Here is a 15,755-nt window from a genome sequence, read left to right on the forward strand (position 1 = left end):
AGAAAGAGATCTATGAGGAGAGCCGGCACGGCATCGCGTATTCCGACAACAAGACGAAGATGAACCTGGAAAGCGCAAAATGGGTGGTCGGGGAAGACTACTCCGCTGCTCCTACATGCGCCACCTGCCACATGAGCGCAACACAGACGCAAGCCGTTACCCATGACATCGGGGACCGGATCAGTTGGAACAACCGTCCTCCGGTATCGATCCGGCCGGAAGTTCCGGACAAAAGACTCGGTTTGGCAAATGTTCTCCCCTGGGAGACCCGCCGAAAAAATATGAAAGAGGTGTGCGGGGTCTGCCACTCGTCCGACTATGTGGACGGTTTTTATGTGCAGTATGACGGTCTTGTGAGATTGTATAACGAAAAATTCGGAGAGCCCGGTGTCCGGATCATGAAGATGTTGAAAAAAGGTAATCTCATCACGAAGCAGCCTTTCGATGAAAAGATCGAGTGGGACTGGTTCGAGATCTGGCACCACCAGGGACGTCGGGCTAGAATGGGCGCCTCTATGATGGGGCCGGACTACACACACTGGCATGGCTTGTATGAAGTCGCGAAGGCTTGGTATATGAATTTTATCCCGGAGGTCAGGGAACGGATCGCTCAGGGGAGGAGTGAAGGCGGAAAGAAGGCCGCCATTGCGGAGAAGCTTGATTCCTACCTGACGAAGGTATTGAACAGCGACAACCACCGATGGTTCATCGGGAAGATGACTTCCTCTGAAAAGGCGATAAGACAAAAAGAGCGGCAGTTGTTCAAGAAACGTTATCTGCGCAAACAGTAACCCCCTGGGGCCGCCTCCCGGTCGAGTGGACCGGGAGGTTGCTCCGCTTATGTGGTTTTCTGTCGGCCCCGCTTCTTCTGAACCGAGCATATTTTCGGGGCGACCCCGGAATGCCGGATCGTGCAAGGGTTTTTTGTGTTCAAAAACCGGTCGGATTCGCCCGACCGGAAAGGAGGCCATCATGTGTACTGCCGGTTTGACTTCTATGATCTCAGGTTTCAGGATGGGGCTGTGGGCTGCGATTATTGTGGTATTCACCGTTCTCGTTCCGGTTACATTCCCTGCCTCTGCCTCGACGGATTTACTCGGCTACGCAATCCGAAGCGGCAAACCCACGCTTAATCTGCGTTACCGTTTCGAGCGCGTAGACGATGACGCCTTTTCGGACAAAGGCTACGCCTCGACGCTCCGGACCGCCTTCGGTTATACCACCGCTCGTTGGCGCGGTGTCGCCGCCCGGATCGAATTTCAGGGGGTCACCAACGTCGGCGAGGCCGACAAGCACAACAATAAGGGATCCGGATCCGCTTGGAACGGGGTGAGCAACCGTCCCGTGATCGCCGACCCCAACCAGATTGATTTCAACCAGGCGTATCTCGACTGGAAGGCGGGGGAAGGAACCCGTCTGCTCCTCGGCCGCCAGGAGATTCTGCTCGACAATGTGCGTTTCGTAGGCAACGTTGGGTGGCGCCAGTTTCACCAGTCGTTCGACGCCGTGAGGCTGACCACGACGAAGATACCGGGTATCCGGCTCACCTATGCCTATGTGCTCAACCAGAACCGGATTTTTGCCGACACCAAGAGGATGAGCAGCCATCTTCTGAACCTCCGACGCGAGTTCGGGAAGGCCGGTTCCCTTTCCGTCTACGGTTATCTGATCGACTATGACAAGCCGGACGATTCCAGGCTCTCCACTTCGACTTTCGGCGCTTACTGGCATGGTGGCGTCGGCCTTACCTCCGGTTGGAAGGGACTCTATGATCTGGAACTTGCCCATCAGGTCGACACCGGTGACAACCCCGGTAACGTGGACGCAAACTATTACCGTACCGTAATCGGAGCGGAGGTCGGTATCTGGACCTTCAAGGTCGGCTACGAACTGTTGGAAGGCAAACCGGGCGACGGCGCTTTTTCAACCCCGTTCGCGACGTTGCATGCCTGGAATGGGTGGGCTGACAAGTTCCTGAAGACTCCGGCCGATGGACTTGAGGATCTCACCTTCACTGTGAGCGCCAAGATCTCCTCGTGGAAGTTTGTAGGCGTCTACCATAAATTAAGCGCCGATACGGGCGGCGCCCATTACGGAGGGGAGATGGATCTCCTTGCCGCCTACACCTCCCCGTGGAAGCAGGTTTTCGCACTCAAGGCTGCTGCCTATAACGCCAATAAGTACTCCACCGATACGACCAAACTTTGGGTGTTCTCAACCTGGAAATTCTGAGTGATCCCGCTCGCAAAATGGGGGTCGGCGCAAACCGGACGCCGTTTTTACGACTCGAGTCCTACAGCCGGGGGTGGAAACAGAGTGCCATGAATACCAAATTCGGCTTGGATTTTTATCAGGTTTTCGATGACTTCCCGGCTGATGCATTCAATCGGAAGCAAAAAAAGGTGATGATTCTCGAGGATGAACGTCTCCTTTGCTGGGTTTTGGCAGAAAACCTGGTGGATATGGCATGCTCTATCGTGTGCGTGGAAAATGCAGAGGAGGCGTTCCGTTTCATTGAAAAAATAAAATTTCACCTGATGATTCTGGATTATGGTTTACCGGGTATGACCGGTTTGGACCTCTTGTCCATTCTCAGGAAGAGAGGGATCACTCTCCCGGTGATTATGATGACCGCAGCGAATGATCCGGAAATTGAAGAACGGGCCACAGGACTTGATATAGTCCATTTTTTTCGGAAGCCCTTCGGCTCGTATATGCTGAAGAAAATCGTCCAGACTTATTTTGCGACCTCGTGTCGGGACAGATCTATCGGGAGACACAGACCGTAATGTTATGTCTGCCCAAAATTGCAGGAAAGAAACAGACAGTAAATATTGAGGTGTGCTTGCAGATTTTTCGCGTTATGCTATCCTGAAGAACAGGAACGGCTCAGGGTGCTTCTATGTTCCTTCCGCAGGCCAAGGCGTGAGGAGCGCAGAACCGGAGGTGCATTTTCCACTGTGATGTTTTTTTTGTCCTTTCATCAGCGTTTTTCAACAAGCTTATAAAGCATGCTCTCAGTCCTATGAGGTTATTTCATCCTTTTTGTACGAGCCTCAATCTCAAGGTCGTGGTAATGACGATGACGATACTGGTTTCTACGCTCGGCACCACCTTCTATGTGATAGAGAAGCGGCAGGAGAGACTGCTCTTTGATCAAGTGACCTCACAGGCGAGGATACTCTTCAAGCAGATTATTGTGACGCGTCTTTGGGTCGCGCAACATGGCAATATCTATGTTAAACAGGTCCACCGACAGAAAAAAGGCCCGGCAGATGCAGATAGAGATGATGAAATCCAGGATCAAAGCGGGAGGCGGTATCGGAAGGAGAATCCCGCCGAGGTGACGAGAGAGCTTTCGAAATATGCCCGGAGGACGGGAGAATTCTGGTTTCATATCACCAGTTCGAAACTGGTGAATCCCGAGAATGCACCGGATGCTTTTGAGAGAAAGGCACTCCGTAAATTCAAGACAAAGAAGACAAAGGAATGGTCTACCATCGAGAAGCGCAAAAGGAATTCTTTTTTCCGTTATGCTGCACCGCTCTATGCCAAGCCTGCCTGTATCAAGTGTCACAAGGAGTACCATGTGGGAGATCTCCGGGGAGCGATCAGCATTACTCTTCCGATCGGAAAACTGCTCTCCCAGGTGGCCGGGAATAAGCGCACGATGGTTTTCGGGATGGTCGTGATTTCCGCCCAGCTCTTCGTGGCGCTTCTGCTGACCATGAGGGCCTTTATTATCAACCCCATTTTGAAACTGAAGAGGCTAGTGGAGGCCTATCCCGGGGGAGAGGGGGCAACATCGGATCCGGTCATTTCCTCCAGAGACGAGTTGGGCCTGTTGTACCGCGCTTTTTCGGAGATGCGGGAGACCATCAATCAGTATCAGCGTTCCCTGAAGGAGAAAATCCATGCGGCGACGCAGGAATTACAATTGACGAACAGCAAACTCATTGAGACCAATCAACGTTATCAGGAGCTCAGCAACCGGAAATCGGAGTTCATTTCCATTATTTCACATGAGTTAAGGACACCACTAACCTCCGTGAAAGGAGCCATTGACTTTATTCGTTCAAAGCTCAACATGTTGAACGAGGAACGTTCTGATCTTCAACTTGACCTCAAGGAGGTGTTGCAATTCCTGGATGTAATCGGCTCCAATGCGGATCGTCTTGTCCGGATGGTCAATGAAACGCTAGATCTTGAAAAAATTGAATCCGGCCGGGAGGAATTTTATTTTTCAGAATTTTCGATCGGGCCCTTCCTCCGAGAACTGGTATGGGAAATCGACCCCATTCTTGCCGAAAAAGAGATTGCCCTGAATACCGAGGTTGAAGAAGGGCTGATGGTGTGTGCGGATGAGGACCGGATGAAGGAGGTTATGCTCAACCTGCTTTCCAATGCCATTCAACATTCGCCGGAGCGCTCGGTCATTACCGTGGAGGGACGGTTGAACGGGCCATGGGTCGTCGTTCGCGTCTCCGATCAGGGAGACGGGATTCCCGTTGAAGAGCAACAGAAGATTTTCGAGAAGTTCTATAAACGCAGGGAAGGGGGCACGGGTCTTGGGCTGGCGCTTTGCAAGAGCATCCTGGAGGCTCACCAGGGCGAAATCGGGATTGTCAGCGACGGGGTTCGGGGAAGTACCTTTTACTTCAAGCTACCCGCAATCAAGGTGGAACATGGGAAACCGGATTCTGGCGATCGATGACGATCCGGATATTTTGAACGTTCTGAAGGCGAATCTGGAATTTCATGATTTCCAGGTGGAGTCGGCGATGAACTGCAAAGAGGCCGAAAAGCGTCTTCAGGAAGCACTGCCCGATCTGATTCTGCTCGACCTGATGCTTCCGGATTGTGACGGTGTGATCTTCTGTAAATCACTCAAGCGGCAATACAGTCGGATTCCGGTCATTATGTTGACGGCGCGGGATCGCGTCTCGGATAAGGTCCTGGGGCTGGAGATCGGTGCGGACGATTATCTGGTCAAACCCTTTGAGACCCTCGAGCTGATCGCCAGGATCAAGGCATGCCTTCGGAGATATAAACATCAGGAGCGGGGCGGGGAGCGGGTGGGGGAGATCGTAATCGATTATCAGGGACGAGCCGTGACCGTCCGCGGGATTCCGGTGGAATTAACGGCGAAGGAGTTTGATCTTCTCTGTTTCCTGGTGGAAAACGCCGGGCGGGTCCTGAGACGTGACACGATCCGGAAATCGCTCTGGAAAAGCTCCAACATTTATTCCTGGTCACGGGTGATCGATGTCCATATTCAGCACTTGAGAACCAAGATTGAAAAAAATCCTTCTTCCCCTGAATATATACAGACTGTTTCGGGCGTGGGGTATAAGTTTGTCACGGTGGACTGATAAAGGGCGATATTCCCAGGTTACGGCTTGGTGTTTGTTTTGTTCTCATAGTCTGTTGATCACATTTTTACTCCGAGCCTTCGGGTCTAAGTCCGTAGCGGATAGGATCTTCGGCCGACAGGGTAAGGCGGGAAACGGCCTTACCTCCCGTGTTTGGAAAGGAGTTGGAAATGGGGATCTCCTCCCGAAGACCGCATGTCTTTACACGATTTGTTTCCTGTTTGACCGATAATTATGGCCGCCAAATCAACTATCTACGGCTGGCGGTGACCGATCGTTGTAACCTCCGATGCCGCTACTGCATGCCGGATGAGGGAATCCCTTTTATTCCCCACGACCAAATCCTCCGGTTTGAAGAGATGGAGCGCCTGGTCCGCATCTTTGCCTCGATGGGGGTCCGCAAGGTCCGTCTGACTGGCGGAGAACCTTTTGTCCGTAAGGGAGTTGTCCCCTTCATCGAGCGTCTCGGAAAAGTCCCCGGCATCGAAGAGATCCATGTCACGACAAACGGTGTCGCAGCCTCAGACCATCTTGCGAAACTGAAAGCGGTGGGCCTTTCCGGGATTAACCTGAGTCTGGATACCCTCGACCGCAAACGATACCATCGGATTTGCCGCCGGGATCTTTTCGCTTCCGTTCTGGAAACCCTTGAAGAGGCACTGAAGGTCGGGCTCTCCCTGAAAATTAACACGGTGATGCTCGATGCATCCGGTGAAGAAGACCTGCTTGCCCTGGCGGAGCTTGCTCGAACCCGCCCGGTCTCTATCCGGTTCATCGAAAGGATGCCCTTTTCCGGACAGGGGAGGGGATGTCCGCCGGTCTGGTCGGCGGGAAGGATGGTCCGCCTGTTACAGCAGAAATATTCCGGACTTTCTCTCCGCCTGACCCCGAGGTCCTCTACGTCCCTGCTCTACCGTCTGCCTGGATTTCTCGGCACCGTCGGGGTAATCGGAAGTTATTCCCGAAGTTTCTGCGCCCACTGTAACAAGGTCAGGATCACCCCCCGGGGGATCTTGAAAAACTGTCTCTACGACGATGGCACTCTGGACGTCCGGGCACTTCTCCGTACCGGGGTTGACGACCGGGAACTGGTCCGGACACTCCGAGCAGCAATCGAGAGGAAGCCCGAACACGGCCATGCCGTTGAAGGTTCTCTTGAAGAATGTACGGCCTCCATGGCCACAATCGGCGGATAACCGGGAGGAGGGATGTAAGATGCATGGATTCATCGTTCCGACCTGGTGCGTGGCGTTGATTTTTTCCGGTGTTGCTTTTTTTTATTCCTCCGTAGGGTTGGGGGGCGGTTCTTCCTACACCGCCTTGATGGCCGTTTTCGGTGCTGGTGTGGAGGTGATTCCGATCCTGTCGTTGACGTTGAATGTTCTCGTCTCTTCTATCGGGAGTCTTCTGTTTTTGCGTTACCGCCACCTGCGACTGCGGCTCCTGGTCCCTTTTCTGGTCTCGTCGATTCCTATGGCATACTTCGGGGGGAAGGTGTTCCTTCCAAGGCGATGGTTCTACGGGCTTTTGCTCGTTTCGCTCCTCTTCGCTGCCGTCCGGATCTACTTCTTCCCAGGGGAAATGGACCGGGTGTTCTGGGAACCTCGGCGGAGAATTTTGATCTCGCTGGTCTCGGGCGGGATTCTGGGTTTTCTTGCCGGGGCGGTGGGGATAGGTGGCGGAATCTATCTGGTTCCCCTGATTCTGCTGGTCGGTCTCGGAACGACCAAAGAGGCGGCGGCATGCGGGGCCGTTTTTGTCTGGGTGAATTCCATCTCCGGCCTTCTGGCCCGCTTTCGGTTTCATCCGATCGACATGACACACTATCTTCCCGTCATTTTTGCGGTCCTGGTGGGCGGGAGCGCCGGGGCCTTTTTCGGGGCGGGAAGATTCTCTCCCCGAAAGATGCAGCGGATTCTGGGCATGATCCTGATTGTCGCCGTTCTCCTGCTGGCCCGGAAAATCTTTCTCCTCTCATCGTGAAGAGGGGGACCCTGCAATTTGATGAAAGACCATGAACATGAAGGAGAAAAAAATGATTTCCGTCCATGAAGCCTTCACCATCCTGCAACGCCATCTTCCGCCGCAACGAGTGGGGAGGGTCTCCCTCGGCGAGGCCCATGGGAGGGTCCTGGCCCGAGAGATCCGGGCGGAGGAGCCGATTCCCCGTTATACCAATTCCGCCATGGACGGCTTTGCCGTACGCTGGGCGGATGTGAAAAATGCCGGGAGGAAAACACCGGTTCTGCTGACCCTCGTAGGGGAGAGCCGGGCAGGGGTCCCCTTTTCCGGGACTTTCCAAGGAGGAGAGGCCGTCCGGATCAGTACCGGCGCCATGCTCCCCCCCGGTGCCGACACGGTGATCCGGATGGAAGAGGCGAGAGAAACGGACGGTGTTATTTCCATTCTTTCCGCCCCACAAGCAGGGCAGGATGTGCGCCGGGAAGGGGAGGAATTCCACAAGGGGGACTGTCTGCTCCCCCGTGGGGTCCGCCTCGATGCCCGGCGGATTGCTCTGCCGGCCTCCGCCGGGATCAAGGATCTTCACGTTTATCTTCCCCCGGCGGTGACGATCCTTGTGACCGGGTCGGAACTCGCCGAAAAGGGGGTGTCCGGAATTCAGGACTGGCAGATTCACGATTCCAATTCCCTCATGCTTGCCTGTTCCGTCAAAGAGGCGGGGGGAGAGGTGGCCAGGTGCCGACGGGTGGAAGATCAGCTCGATCAGACCATCGAAGCGATCAAGGCGGCGGCCCGTGAGGGGGCAGACCTCATTCTGACCTCGGGTGGGGTCTCCGTCGGAGAACATGACCATGTTCGCCAGGCCGCCGAAGCCGCCGGATTTGAGCAGCTCTTCTGGCGGATCCGCCAGAAGCCGGGGAAACCTCTCTACGCCGCCCGTAAAGACCAAACCCTCCTTATGGGGCTGCCGGGAAATCCCGTTTCCGCCTTCATTTGTTTTTCCTATTATATCCGCCCCATCATAGCGCATCTATCGGGAATGCCGATGGCCTGGCCCCGCATCGTCGGCAGAACAGATGAGGAGGTCCGCAATCAGGGAGGGCGAACGCAATTTGTCCGGGTTTCTCTGGACCGGAAATCGGAGAAGGATTTTCTGATCCGGAAACTGGAGAAACAGGGGTCCCACATGATCGGCTCAATCGCTCGGGCCGATGGCTACATCCTGCTTCAGCCGGGAGAAGTTCATGCCAAGGGGAGCCCCGCCGATGTAGTCCTTTTCGAACAACCATCGTACCAGACGAATCCGGCATTTTGAGAGGGGAAGAAATGGCATCGATTCAGGCGGTTTGTACCAGCTCCAAGAAGGGGGTCGTGAAAAAGGAACGGGAGCGTGTTGTCCTGAAAGAGAATTGGGGCATCGACGGGGATGCCCATGCCGGGAAATGGCATCGTCAGGTTTCCATGCTCGCCGGCGAGAGTATCGAAAAGGTCCGGAAGATTCTTCCTTCACTAAAAAACGGCGCCTTTGCCGAAAATATTATTACCGAGGGAATCGACCTCAACACCTTCAAGAAAGGGGATCGACTCCATCTCGGGGAAAAAGTTGTTCTCGAGGTCACTCAGATCGGCAAGCAATGCCATAACGACGGATGTGCCATCAAAAAAGCAACCGGTGATTGCATTATGCCGAAGGAAGGAATTTTCACAAAGGTCCTTCACGGTGGCACACTCCGCAAAGGAGATCCCGTAACGCGATTGCTGACGGTATCGGACTCGAATTCCTGAAAATCATGAAGAGGGCGAAAGAAGAAGCCGCAGCGACCCCCGATATTTTTTCAAAATAATAAAGTTAACATAATATATCTTATCGGAAGTTGATTGCGGCCACATATAGAGCCGTTCCGCCGATACATTAGAAAGAACATTAACTATCCTAAGACTGTTTTTATGTTTTACCAAGGAGCGTTACAATGGATATTTAAGGTGGATTCGAGGTTATCTTGTTTGGAAGTTTTCGGCCTTCTCCAACTTGGATTTCGCCTCAGAGAGGAACCGGTTCAGGGCTCCCTGCGGTTTTCGGAAGCTTCCCGTATCAATCCATTCAATACGCTTCTCCGTCTGGAACCAGGTCATCTGACGCTTCGCAAAATGGCGGGTTTCTTTCTTGAGAAGATCCACGGCATTCCTGAGTTTCTCCTTCCCGATCACTACGGGGATCATTTCCTTATAACCGAGCCCCTGCATGGAGCCGGCATTCTTATCGACCCCCATGGCGAGAAGACCTCTCACCTCGTCCAGCAAGCCCTGCCGGATCATCTTGTCGATCCGTTTTTCGATAACGGGATAGAGTTTGTTGCGGCTCATGGTTAATCCGAAGAAGATAAACCGGTACTGCGATTCCAGGTTCGCTTTCTGTTCTTCCTGCAACTCCGAGATCGGTCTGCCCGTGATCCGGTAGACCTCCAGCGCCCGTATCAGGCGCCTTTCATCATTGGGATGAATCCTGCATGCTGATTTTGGATCAACCGTTTTCAGTTGATTATAGAGTGCGTTACGACCTTTTTTAGCAGCAAGTACTTTAAGGGAATTTCTGATCTCCGGATCGGCTTCCGGACCATTGAAAAGCCCGTTCGTAAGTACCCGGATGTAGAGACCGGTCCCGCCGACAACCAGCGGGACCCGCCCGGCCGCATGCATCCGGTCGATAATTTCACCGGCCTTCCTGCGGTACTTTCCGACGCTGTAGGATTCGGACGGGTGAACGAAATCCACGAGGTGATGTTGTATCCGGTCCCGTTCCTGCTTTGTCGGTTTTCCCGTTCCGATATCCATGTAGCGGTAAATCTGCATCGAATCGGCACCGATGATCTCGGTGCCCAGGTTGTCCGCAAGTTCAATGGCAAAACGAGTTTTACCGACGGCTGTGGGACCGACGAGAAAGAGGATCGGTTTTCGGTGATCGGTCATGCGAAATGCTCCAGCCCTTCGACAGGTGAACGAAGGTTTTTCCTTCGCTCAGAAATTATCGTCCCGGTTTACCCGGGGCGATTCAGAAACAACCGCCAATGTTTGTCAGGTTCGTTTGAACCGCCGCAGGATTTCCGGCAGGTCGATCCGGATCATCGTCGGCCGTCCATGTTCACAGGTATGGGGGGATTCGGTCCGGCTCAAATCCTTCAGGAGTGACTCCATCTCTTCCATTTGCAACGGTTGGTGTGCCTTGATCGCTCCCCGACAGGAGAAGAGATGAATCACTTTTCCGATTTGCCGTTCCAGCTCCTCAGCCTTCCCGAGGGTGCCGATCTCCTCGATGATCGCCCGAACCAGTTCCGCAATATCGGTTTCGGACACCCAGACGGGCACACCCTTGATGGCGAACGTCCCGTGGCCCAAATCGTCGATCTCAAGACCTAACCGGCCGAGGAGGCCGGTATATTCCTGCAGAAGAAGCTCTTCCCGCTGCGAAAGAGAGAGGTTTACGGGGATTAGAAGCCGCTGAACCGGGATCTTTTGCCGCTCATATTGTTTCATGAATTTCTCATAGAGGATCCTTTCATGGGCGGCATGCTGGTCCACGAGGAGGAGTCCTTCCCGATCCTGAGTAATGATAAAACTATTGTCGATCTGTCCCATCGGCACCAGCCGTTCCGAGAAAAGAGATTGCACGGCGGGCGTCGAAGACGTACAGGTCGGCCGGGCCGCCGGATGCAATGACGCGAAGTTTGTCCCGGATACCCGGTTCCGTCGAGACTCTCCGGTCTGCGCGGCCTGCACGTGTAAGGGGGGATGTCCCGCTTGCTTGAAATAAGAGGCCACGGCCTCCCGGACACGCTCTTCCCGTCCCGAAGGACCCGGATCGTCCGGTTGCGCCCCGCCGGGTTGACGGCCGAAGTCCTGAACGGTTTTTCGGACGGCCTCCCGGACGAAGTTGTGGATCCGCCGGATATCGGCAAACCGGACCTCCCGCTTGGTGGGATGGACATTCACGTCGACGAAGGACGGATTGATCTCAAGAAAGAGATAGACCACGGGATGACGCCCCTTCATGAGCAGGGTCTCGTAGGCCTCGTAAACGGCATGGCGAAGGGTCGGGTCGGAGACGGGCCGCCGGTTGACGAAGAAATTCAGCGCTCGGCCGTTCGGCCGGGAATAGCCCGGAATGGAAACGAACCCGAAGAGATGCATTCCTTCGACTCCCTCCTCGACCTCTGTGAGGTTGGCCTTTAAATCCCTGCCGAACAGATGCCCTGCCCGTTCCAGAATTGAATCGACATCAGGCGCCTGGATGAGGGTCCGTCCGTTGTGGCGCAGGGTGAAATAGACGTCGGGATGGGCGAGTGCAGTCTCCGAAACGGTCCCGGTGATATGGGAAAGTTCTGTGGAGTTCGATTTAAGGAATTTTTTGCGGGCCGGTATATTCAGAAAAAGATCTTGAACTTCGATGGTCGTCCCCTTCCCTCTTCCCGCTGCACGAATTTCTTTCACGGTGCCGTCCTTCAGATAGATTTCAGTTCCTTCCGGCCGGCTGCCGTCGGATGTCGTGAGATGGATATCCGAAACGGAGGCGATGCTCGGCAGCGCCTCCCCCCGGAACCCGAGAGAGGCGATCCGTTCCAGGTCCGCGAATTTCCGGATTTTGCTGGTCGCATGTCGCTCGAAGGCAAGGAGCGCATCCTCCCGGTTCATTCCGCAACCATTATCCCGGACGCGGATCAGTTTCTTTCCTCCTTCAGTGATATCGATCCGGATGTCCGATGCGCCTGCATCGAGGGCGTTCTCCAGCAGTTCCTTGACCACGGAGGCGGGGCGTTCCACGACCTCGCCGGCGGCGATCTTGTTGATGAGATCACTGGGAAGGAGTTCTATCTTGTGCGCCCCATTTGCGTAAGGTGCCTGCTCATGATCCCTCCCCATTTGCGTAAGGCGTCCGCTCACGATTCTTCCCTTTGAGAAAGAGGGGTCGGGGGAGGTTGCTCGTTCGTGGATGCGGTACCGCCGGGTGGCCGGGCCGTCTTGTCGGCAAGTTGCATCAAGGTCACCCCCCCCAGGTGTTCGTGCAGTATCTTACGGCTTTCCCGAAAGAGGTCCTGCAAGTATTGCTGGTCCGGGTCTTTCGGATAAGGAGCGGCCAGGAGCAGTTTGCCCCGGGCGGCTTCAACCACTTGGGATACCGTGATCCGTGCCGGATCTTGGGCCGGGACAAAGGCGTCCCGCATTCCCTCGATGCGTCGAGCCAACCCTTGCCTGACAAGAGAGGTCAGAATCTTTTCCATCATGTCATAGGTAATTCCCAGGGTTTGTGAAATCGCCAGCGTCCGGGGCGGCTCCTCCCCTGCGAGGAAGCGCCGGACGATTTCGATCATGGCACGCAGCGCCAGATATCCCCGGAAATTCTCGGGTCGGAAGGTTCCGGTGGCTCCGGTCCGATAGATTTCCGGATATTGTAGAACATAAGAAAACTCCGCCCCGAGAAGGACGATAATCCAGATCAGAAAGAGGTAGAAGAGAAAGGCGGGGATCGCGGCCAGGGCACCGTAGATCTTGCTGTAAGCGGAAAAGTGTGTGACGTAGAGAGCGAAGCCCCACTTGAGGACCATAAACAAGAAGGCACCAATGGCGGCACCGCCCAAGGCTGAACGCGTTCCGACCCGCGTATAGGGAAGGAGTTTATAGAGCATGAAAAAGGCCAGGAGGATCATGAGAAAGGGGATCAGATAGACGAGGGAAGCCTTGATCAGGGGGGAGGTCAAAAAGGTCCCCAGTACCGGCAGGGATTTCAGCTTGGCCGTCATGAAAAGAGAAAGACCGATCAGAATCGGCGCCAGGGTCAGGGACATCCAGAAGGAATTGATTTTGTCCCAGAGGCTTCTCTTTTCCGTGACATGCCAGATCGCATTGAAAGATTTCTCCATGGTGTTGATCATGGAATAGGCCGCGACAAAAAGGACCAATGTCCCGAGCGTACTCAGCGCTGCGGTATTGGAGGAGAATTTATCAATGTTGTCCTGGATCGTCCGAAAGAGTTGTGCATTGGGAAAGAGATAGCGGCTGAGAAAATTTTTCACTTCCTCCCGGGAGAGTTTCATCCGGCTGAACCATGAAAAGGAAACCGCCATCAGGGGGACGATGGAGAGAATCGTGGTATAGGTCAGCGAGGAGGCCCGCAAAAGACACCGGTCCTGGATAAATTCCAGTCCCACATGGTAGCAGAGCCGGAGTCGGCTCAGGAGCCAGGCGGAAAATCTGGAATAATCATCGATATCCAGGGTCAGGAGCCGGGCGAAAAAATTCTGTCTCCCCATCGTCTTTTTCTGATTCATTTTTATGCTCCACTCAGGGAAAGGTTGCCGATGAGGAGAGTAGGGGAACCGATCGAACCGTAGAAACGAATATCGCTTCCGATCCCTTCAATTTTTTTCAACAGGTCGATCAGATTCCCGGCCATGGCACCGCCGCGTACCGGATGGGTCACCCTTCCCTTCTCCACCCAAAGGCCCGAGACTCCAACGGAGAAATCACCTGAAACCGGATTGGCCGTATGCATTCCCATGACTTCGGTCACAAGGAGCCCACGATCCATCTTCCGGAGCAGTTCCTCTTCGGTCAGATCCCCGGCTTCGATGTAAAGGTTCGTGGTCCCCACATGGGGCATTCCGGCGTAGCCGTTTCGCATGCCGTTGCCCGTAGAAGACTCTCCCGCCCGGTCGGCGGTATAACAGTTATGCAGATATCCTTGCAGAACACCGTTGCGGATCAGGTGTTTACACTGCATCGGCACGCCTTCGTCATCAAAAGGCGCCGTGCCGGCGCCGCCCGGCAGGAGGCCGTTGTCAACCAACTGGAAGGTGGAGGCAGCGACCTTCTCCCCTACTCGGTCTTTGAACAGTGATTTTTCTTTCTGAACGGCATTCGCGGAAAAAGGTGCCGCCAGAACTTCGAGAAACCCGACGGCCGTAAGAGGCGTCAGTAAGACTTTCACATTGCAGGTCGGGACCGCCTTCGCGCCTAAAAGCTGCAGGGCATTATCCGCCCCTCTTCTTCCAATCTTCCGTACGTCCAGCCCCGAAAAGGTCCGATGAAAATCGGAGTCCCATCCCATCTCCTGATGGGTGCCGTCATCGGCCATCACCATGATACTGGCGGAGCAGGAAGTTCCGCTGAACGAAAGATCGACACCCCGGGAGTTGAGAAGGTGAACGTGATACTCCGAATCATGGGTGGCCGCCTTGCGAACGACCTTGATCCGGGAGTCCCGTTCCCGGGCCGTTTGCTCCAGCGTCATGGCCCGGGCAATCTTCTCCTCTTCAGGGACGGCGGCGATACCGGAGTCGAAGAGCTGAAGGTCGACATCCGGGATCTCCGTCGGACCGGGGAGACAGTTATGGGAATCGGGCTCGGTAAATTTCGCTGCGGTTACGGCATGTTGAACCAGGGCATCGATCTCCGAACCGTCGGAGAGGGCCGCAAAGGCAAACCCCGCACGTCCCTCCTCGATTACCCGCAGACCGGCCCCACGGATATTCGCGGAGATAAAGGCGTCGACCTTCTGGTCCTTGACCTCGATCGTTGTCGCACGCGAGGAGAGGAGATAGACCTCTGCATTCTCGATACCCCGGTGAAGTGTACGGGAGAGGATCTCCCCGGCGGTCTCGGAAAAGTTCATGTATTCAACCTCTTTCGAATTCCCGGTTTCTCATTTTTGTCTCCCTGCTCTTCATGACAGCTCAAAAATCATCGCCACTTCATTGCAGTCGGGAAATTTGAAACATTTTACGCACTCTCCCCACACCTTTTGAGGGAGGACATTCTTGTCGGCCTTTTTGAATCCGATCTTCATAAAGAACCCCTCCTTGTCCGTCAGAGTGAAAACCCGTCCGACTTTCAGCGCCTCCGCCTCCTTGAGACAGGCTCGGGCCAGGCGGCTGCCGATCCCCTGCTGCCGGAAATTCGGCAGTACGGCCAGGGATTTGACTTCCGCAAGATCTTCCCAGACGATATGGAGGGCGCAGACCCCGACAACCTGCTTACCCGCGATGCAGACATGAAAATCCCTGATATTGTCATACAGCTCGCTCAGGGATCGGGAGAGCATCTCCCCGTCCTGCGCCGACTGGTTGATCAGTTTCTGGAGTGCGGAGACATCACCAGGCTGTGCCTTACGAAAGAGAAAGGACTCTTTTGTCTCCAAAACCTCTTTTTTCATATCAATGATTCTCAATGTAGAAAACGTGAAAATGAACGGCTGTTTTTCCTTGACGGGACAGAGGAGATTCTCTATAGTACCCAAATCCTGGGACCTTAGCTCAGTCGGTAGAGCAGAGGACTGAAAATCCTCGTGTCCGCAGTTCGATTCTGCGAGGTCCCACCATTTCCGGAATTATACGGGATAGCCGTTGAGGAAATCAACGGCTATTTTTTTAT

General features: G+C 54.5%; 14 protein-coding genes, 1 tRNA gene and 1 riboswitch. Of the genes, 10 read left to right on the forward strand and 5 right to left on the reverse strand.

Going from position 1 to position 15,755, the window contains the following annotated elements:
• The 9 genes from GXP58_06230 to GXP58_06270 form a co-directional block, all read left to right on the forward strand.
• The coding region (locus tag GXP58_06230; protein NOY53205.1) for a hydroxylamine oxidoreductase at positions 1–791 on the forward strand (791 nt) is incomplete at its 5' end.
• A gap of 181 nt (positions 792–972) precedes the next feature.
• Positions 973–2,232 (forward strand): alginate export family protein, encoded by a 1,260-nt coding sequence (locus GXP58_06235; protein ID NOY53206.1) that lies wholly within the window; start codon positions 973–975, stop codon positions 2,230–2,232.
• A gap of 173 nt (positions 2,233–2,405) precedes the next feature.
• Entirely contained in the window at positions 2,406–2,789 is a 384-nt protein-coding gene (locus GXP58_06240) for a response regulator (protein NOY53207.1), read from the forward strand.
• A 287-nt stretch (positions 2,790–3,076) separates the two neighbouring features.
• Entirely contained in the window at positions 3,077–4,714 is a 1,638-nt protein-coding gene (locus GXP58_06245; GenBank protein NOY53208.1) for a DUF3365 domain-containing protein, read from the forward strand.
• A complete protein-coding gene (locus GXP58_06250; protein NOY53209.1) occupies positions 4,686–5,372 on the forward strand; it encodes a response regulator transcription factor in 687 nt (228 codons plus the stop codon). The genes GXP58_06245 and GXP58_06250 overlap by 29 nt, the downstream gene beginning before the upstream one ends.
• Before the next feature lie 58 nt (positions 5,373–5,430).
• A riboswitch (molybdenum cofactor riboswitch) is annotated at positions 5,431–5,552 on the forward strand.
• Positions 5,543–6,568 (forward strand): GTP 3',8-cyclase MoaA, encoded by a 1,026-nt coding sequence (moaA, locus tag GXP58_06255; GenBank protein ID NOY53210.1) that lies wholly within the window; start codon positions 5,543–5,545, stop codon positions 6,566–6,568. Its footprint overlaps the riboswitch before it by 10 nt.
• A gap of 19 nt (positions 6,569–6,587) precedes the next feature.
• On the forward strand, positions 6,588–7,355 hold the full coding sequence (locus GXP58_06260) for a sulfite exporter TauE/SafE family protein (GenBank protein NOY53211.1): 768 nt from the start codon (positions 6,588–6,590) through the stop codon (positions 7,353–7,355).
• A 52-nt stretch (positions 7,356–7,407) separates the two neighbouring features.
• Positions 7,408–8,649, forward strand: coding sequence for a molybdopterin molybdotransferase MoeA (locus tag GXP58_06265; protein ID NOY53212.1), 1,242 nt, complete (start codon positions 7,408–7,410; stop codon positions 8,647–8,649).
• Between the two features lie 11 nt (positions 8,650–8,660).
• Positions 8,661–9,119, forward strand: a complete 459-nt coding sequence (locus GXP58_06270) for an MOSC domain-containing protein (GenBank protein NOY53213.1) — start codon at positions 8,661–8,663, stop codon at positions 9,117–9,119.
• Between the two features lie 210 nt (positions 9,120–9,329).
• On the opposite strand, the gene miaA is transcribed toward GXP58_06270, so the two are convergent.
• The 5 genes from miaA to GXP58_06295 form a co-directional block, all read right to left on the reverse strand.
• The gene (miaA, locus tag GXP58_06275; GenBank protein ID NOY53214.1) at positions 9,330–10,301 is read right to left on the reverse strand and encodes a tRNA (adenosine(37)-N6)-dimethylallyltransferase MiaA; all 972 of its coding nucleotides are present in this window, start codon (positions 10,299–10,301) and stop codon (positions 9,330–9,332) included.
• 105 nt (positions 10,302–10,406) lie between these two features.
• Positions 10,407–12,269: a DNA mismatch repair endonuclease MutL gene (mutL, locus tag GXP58_06280; protein ID NOY53215.1), complete on the reverse strand. Its 1,863-nt coding sequence runs from the start codon at positions 12,267–12,269 to the stop codon at positions 10,407–10,409.
• Entirely contained in the window at positions 12,266–13,654 is a 1,389-nt protein-coding gene (locus GXP58_06285) for a YihY family inner membrane protein (protein NOY53216.1), read from the reverse strand. The genes mutL and GXP58_06285 overlap by 4 nt, the downstream gene beginning before the upstream one ends.
• Positions 13,655–13,656: 2 nt before the next feature.
• On the reverse strand, positions 13,657–14,997 hold the full coding sequence (locus GXP58_06290) for a TldD/PmbA family protein (protein NOY53217.1): 1,341 nt from the start codon (positions 14,995–14,997) through the stop codon (positions 13,657–13,659).
• 51 nt (positions 14,998–15,048) lie between these two features.
• A complete protein-coding gene (locus tag GXP58_06295) occupies positions 15,049–15,537 on the reverse strand; it encodes an N-acetyltransferase (protein ID NOY53218.1) in 489 nt (162 codons plus the stop codon).
• Positions 15,538–15,626: 89 nt separating this feature from the next.
• Here GXP58_06295 and GXP58_06300 point away from each other — a divergent pair.
• Positions 15,627–15,702: transfer RNA gene (locus GXP58_06300), tRNA-Phe, on the forward strand.
• Positions 15,703–15,755: the final 53 nt, after the last annotated feature.

This window comes from Deltaproteobacteria bacterium (genome assembly GCA_013151235.1).
In the GTDB taxonomy this organism is placed as follows: domain Bacteria; phylum CG2-30-53-67; class CG2-30-53-67; order CG2-30-53-67; family CG2-30-53-67; genus JAADIO01.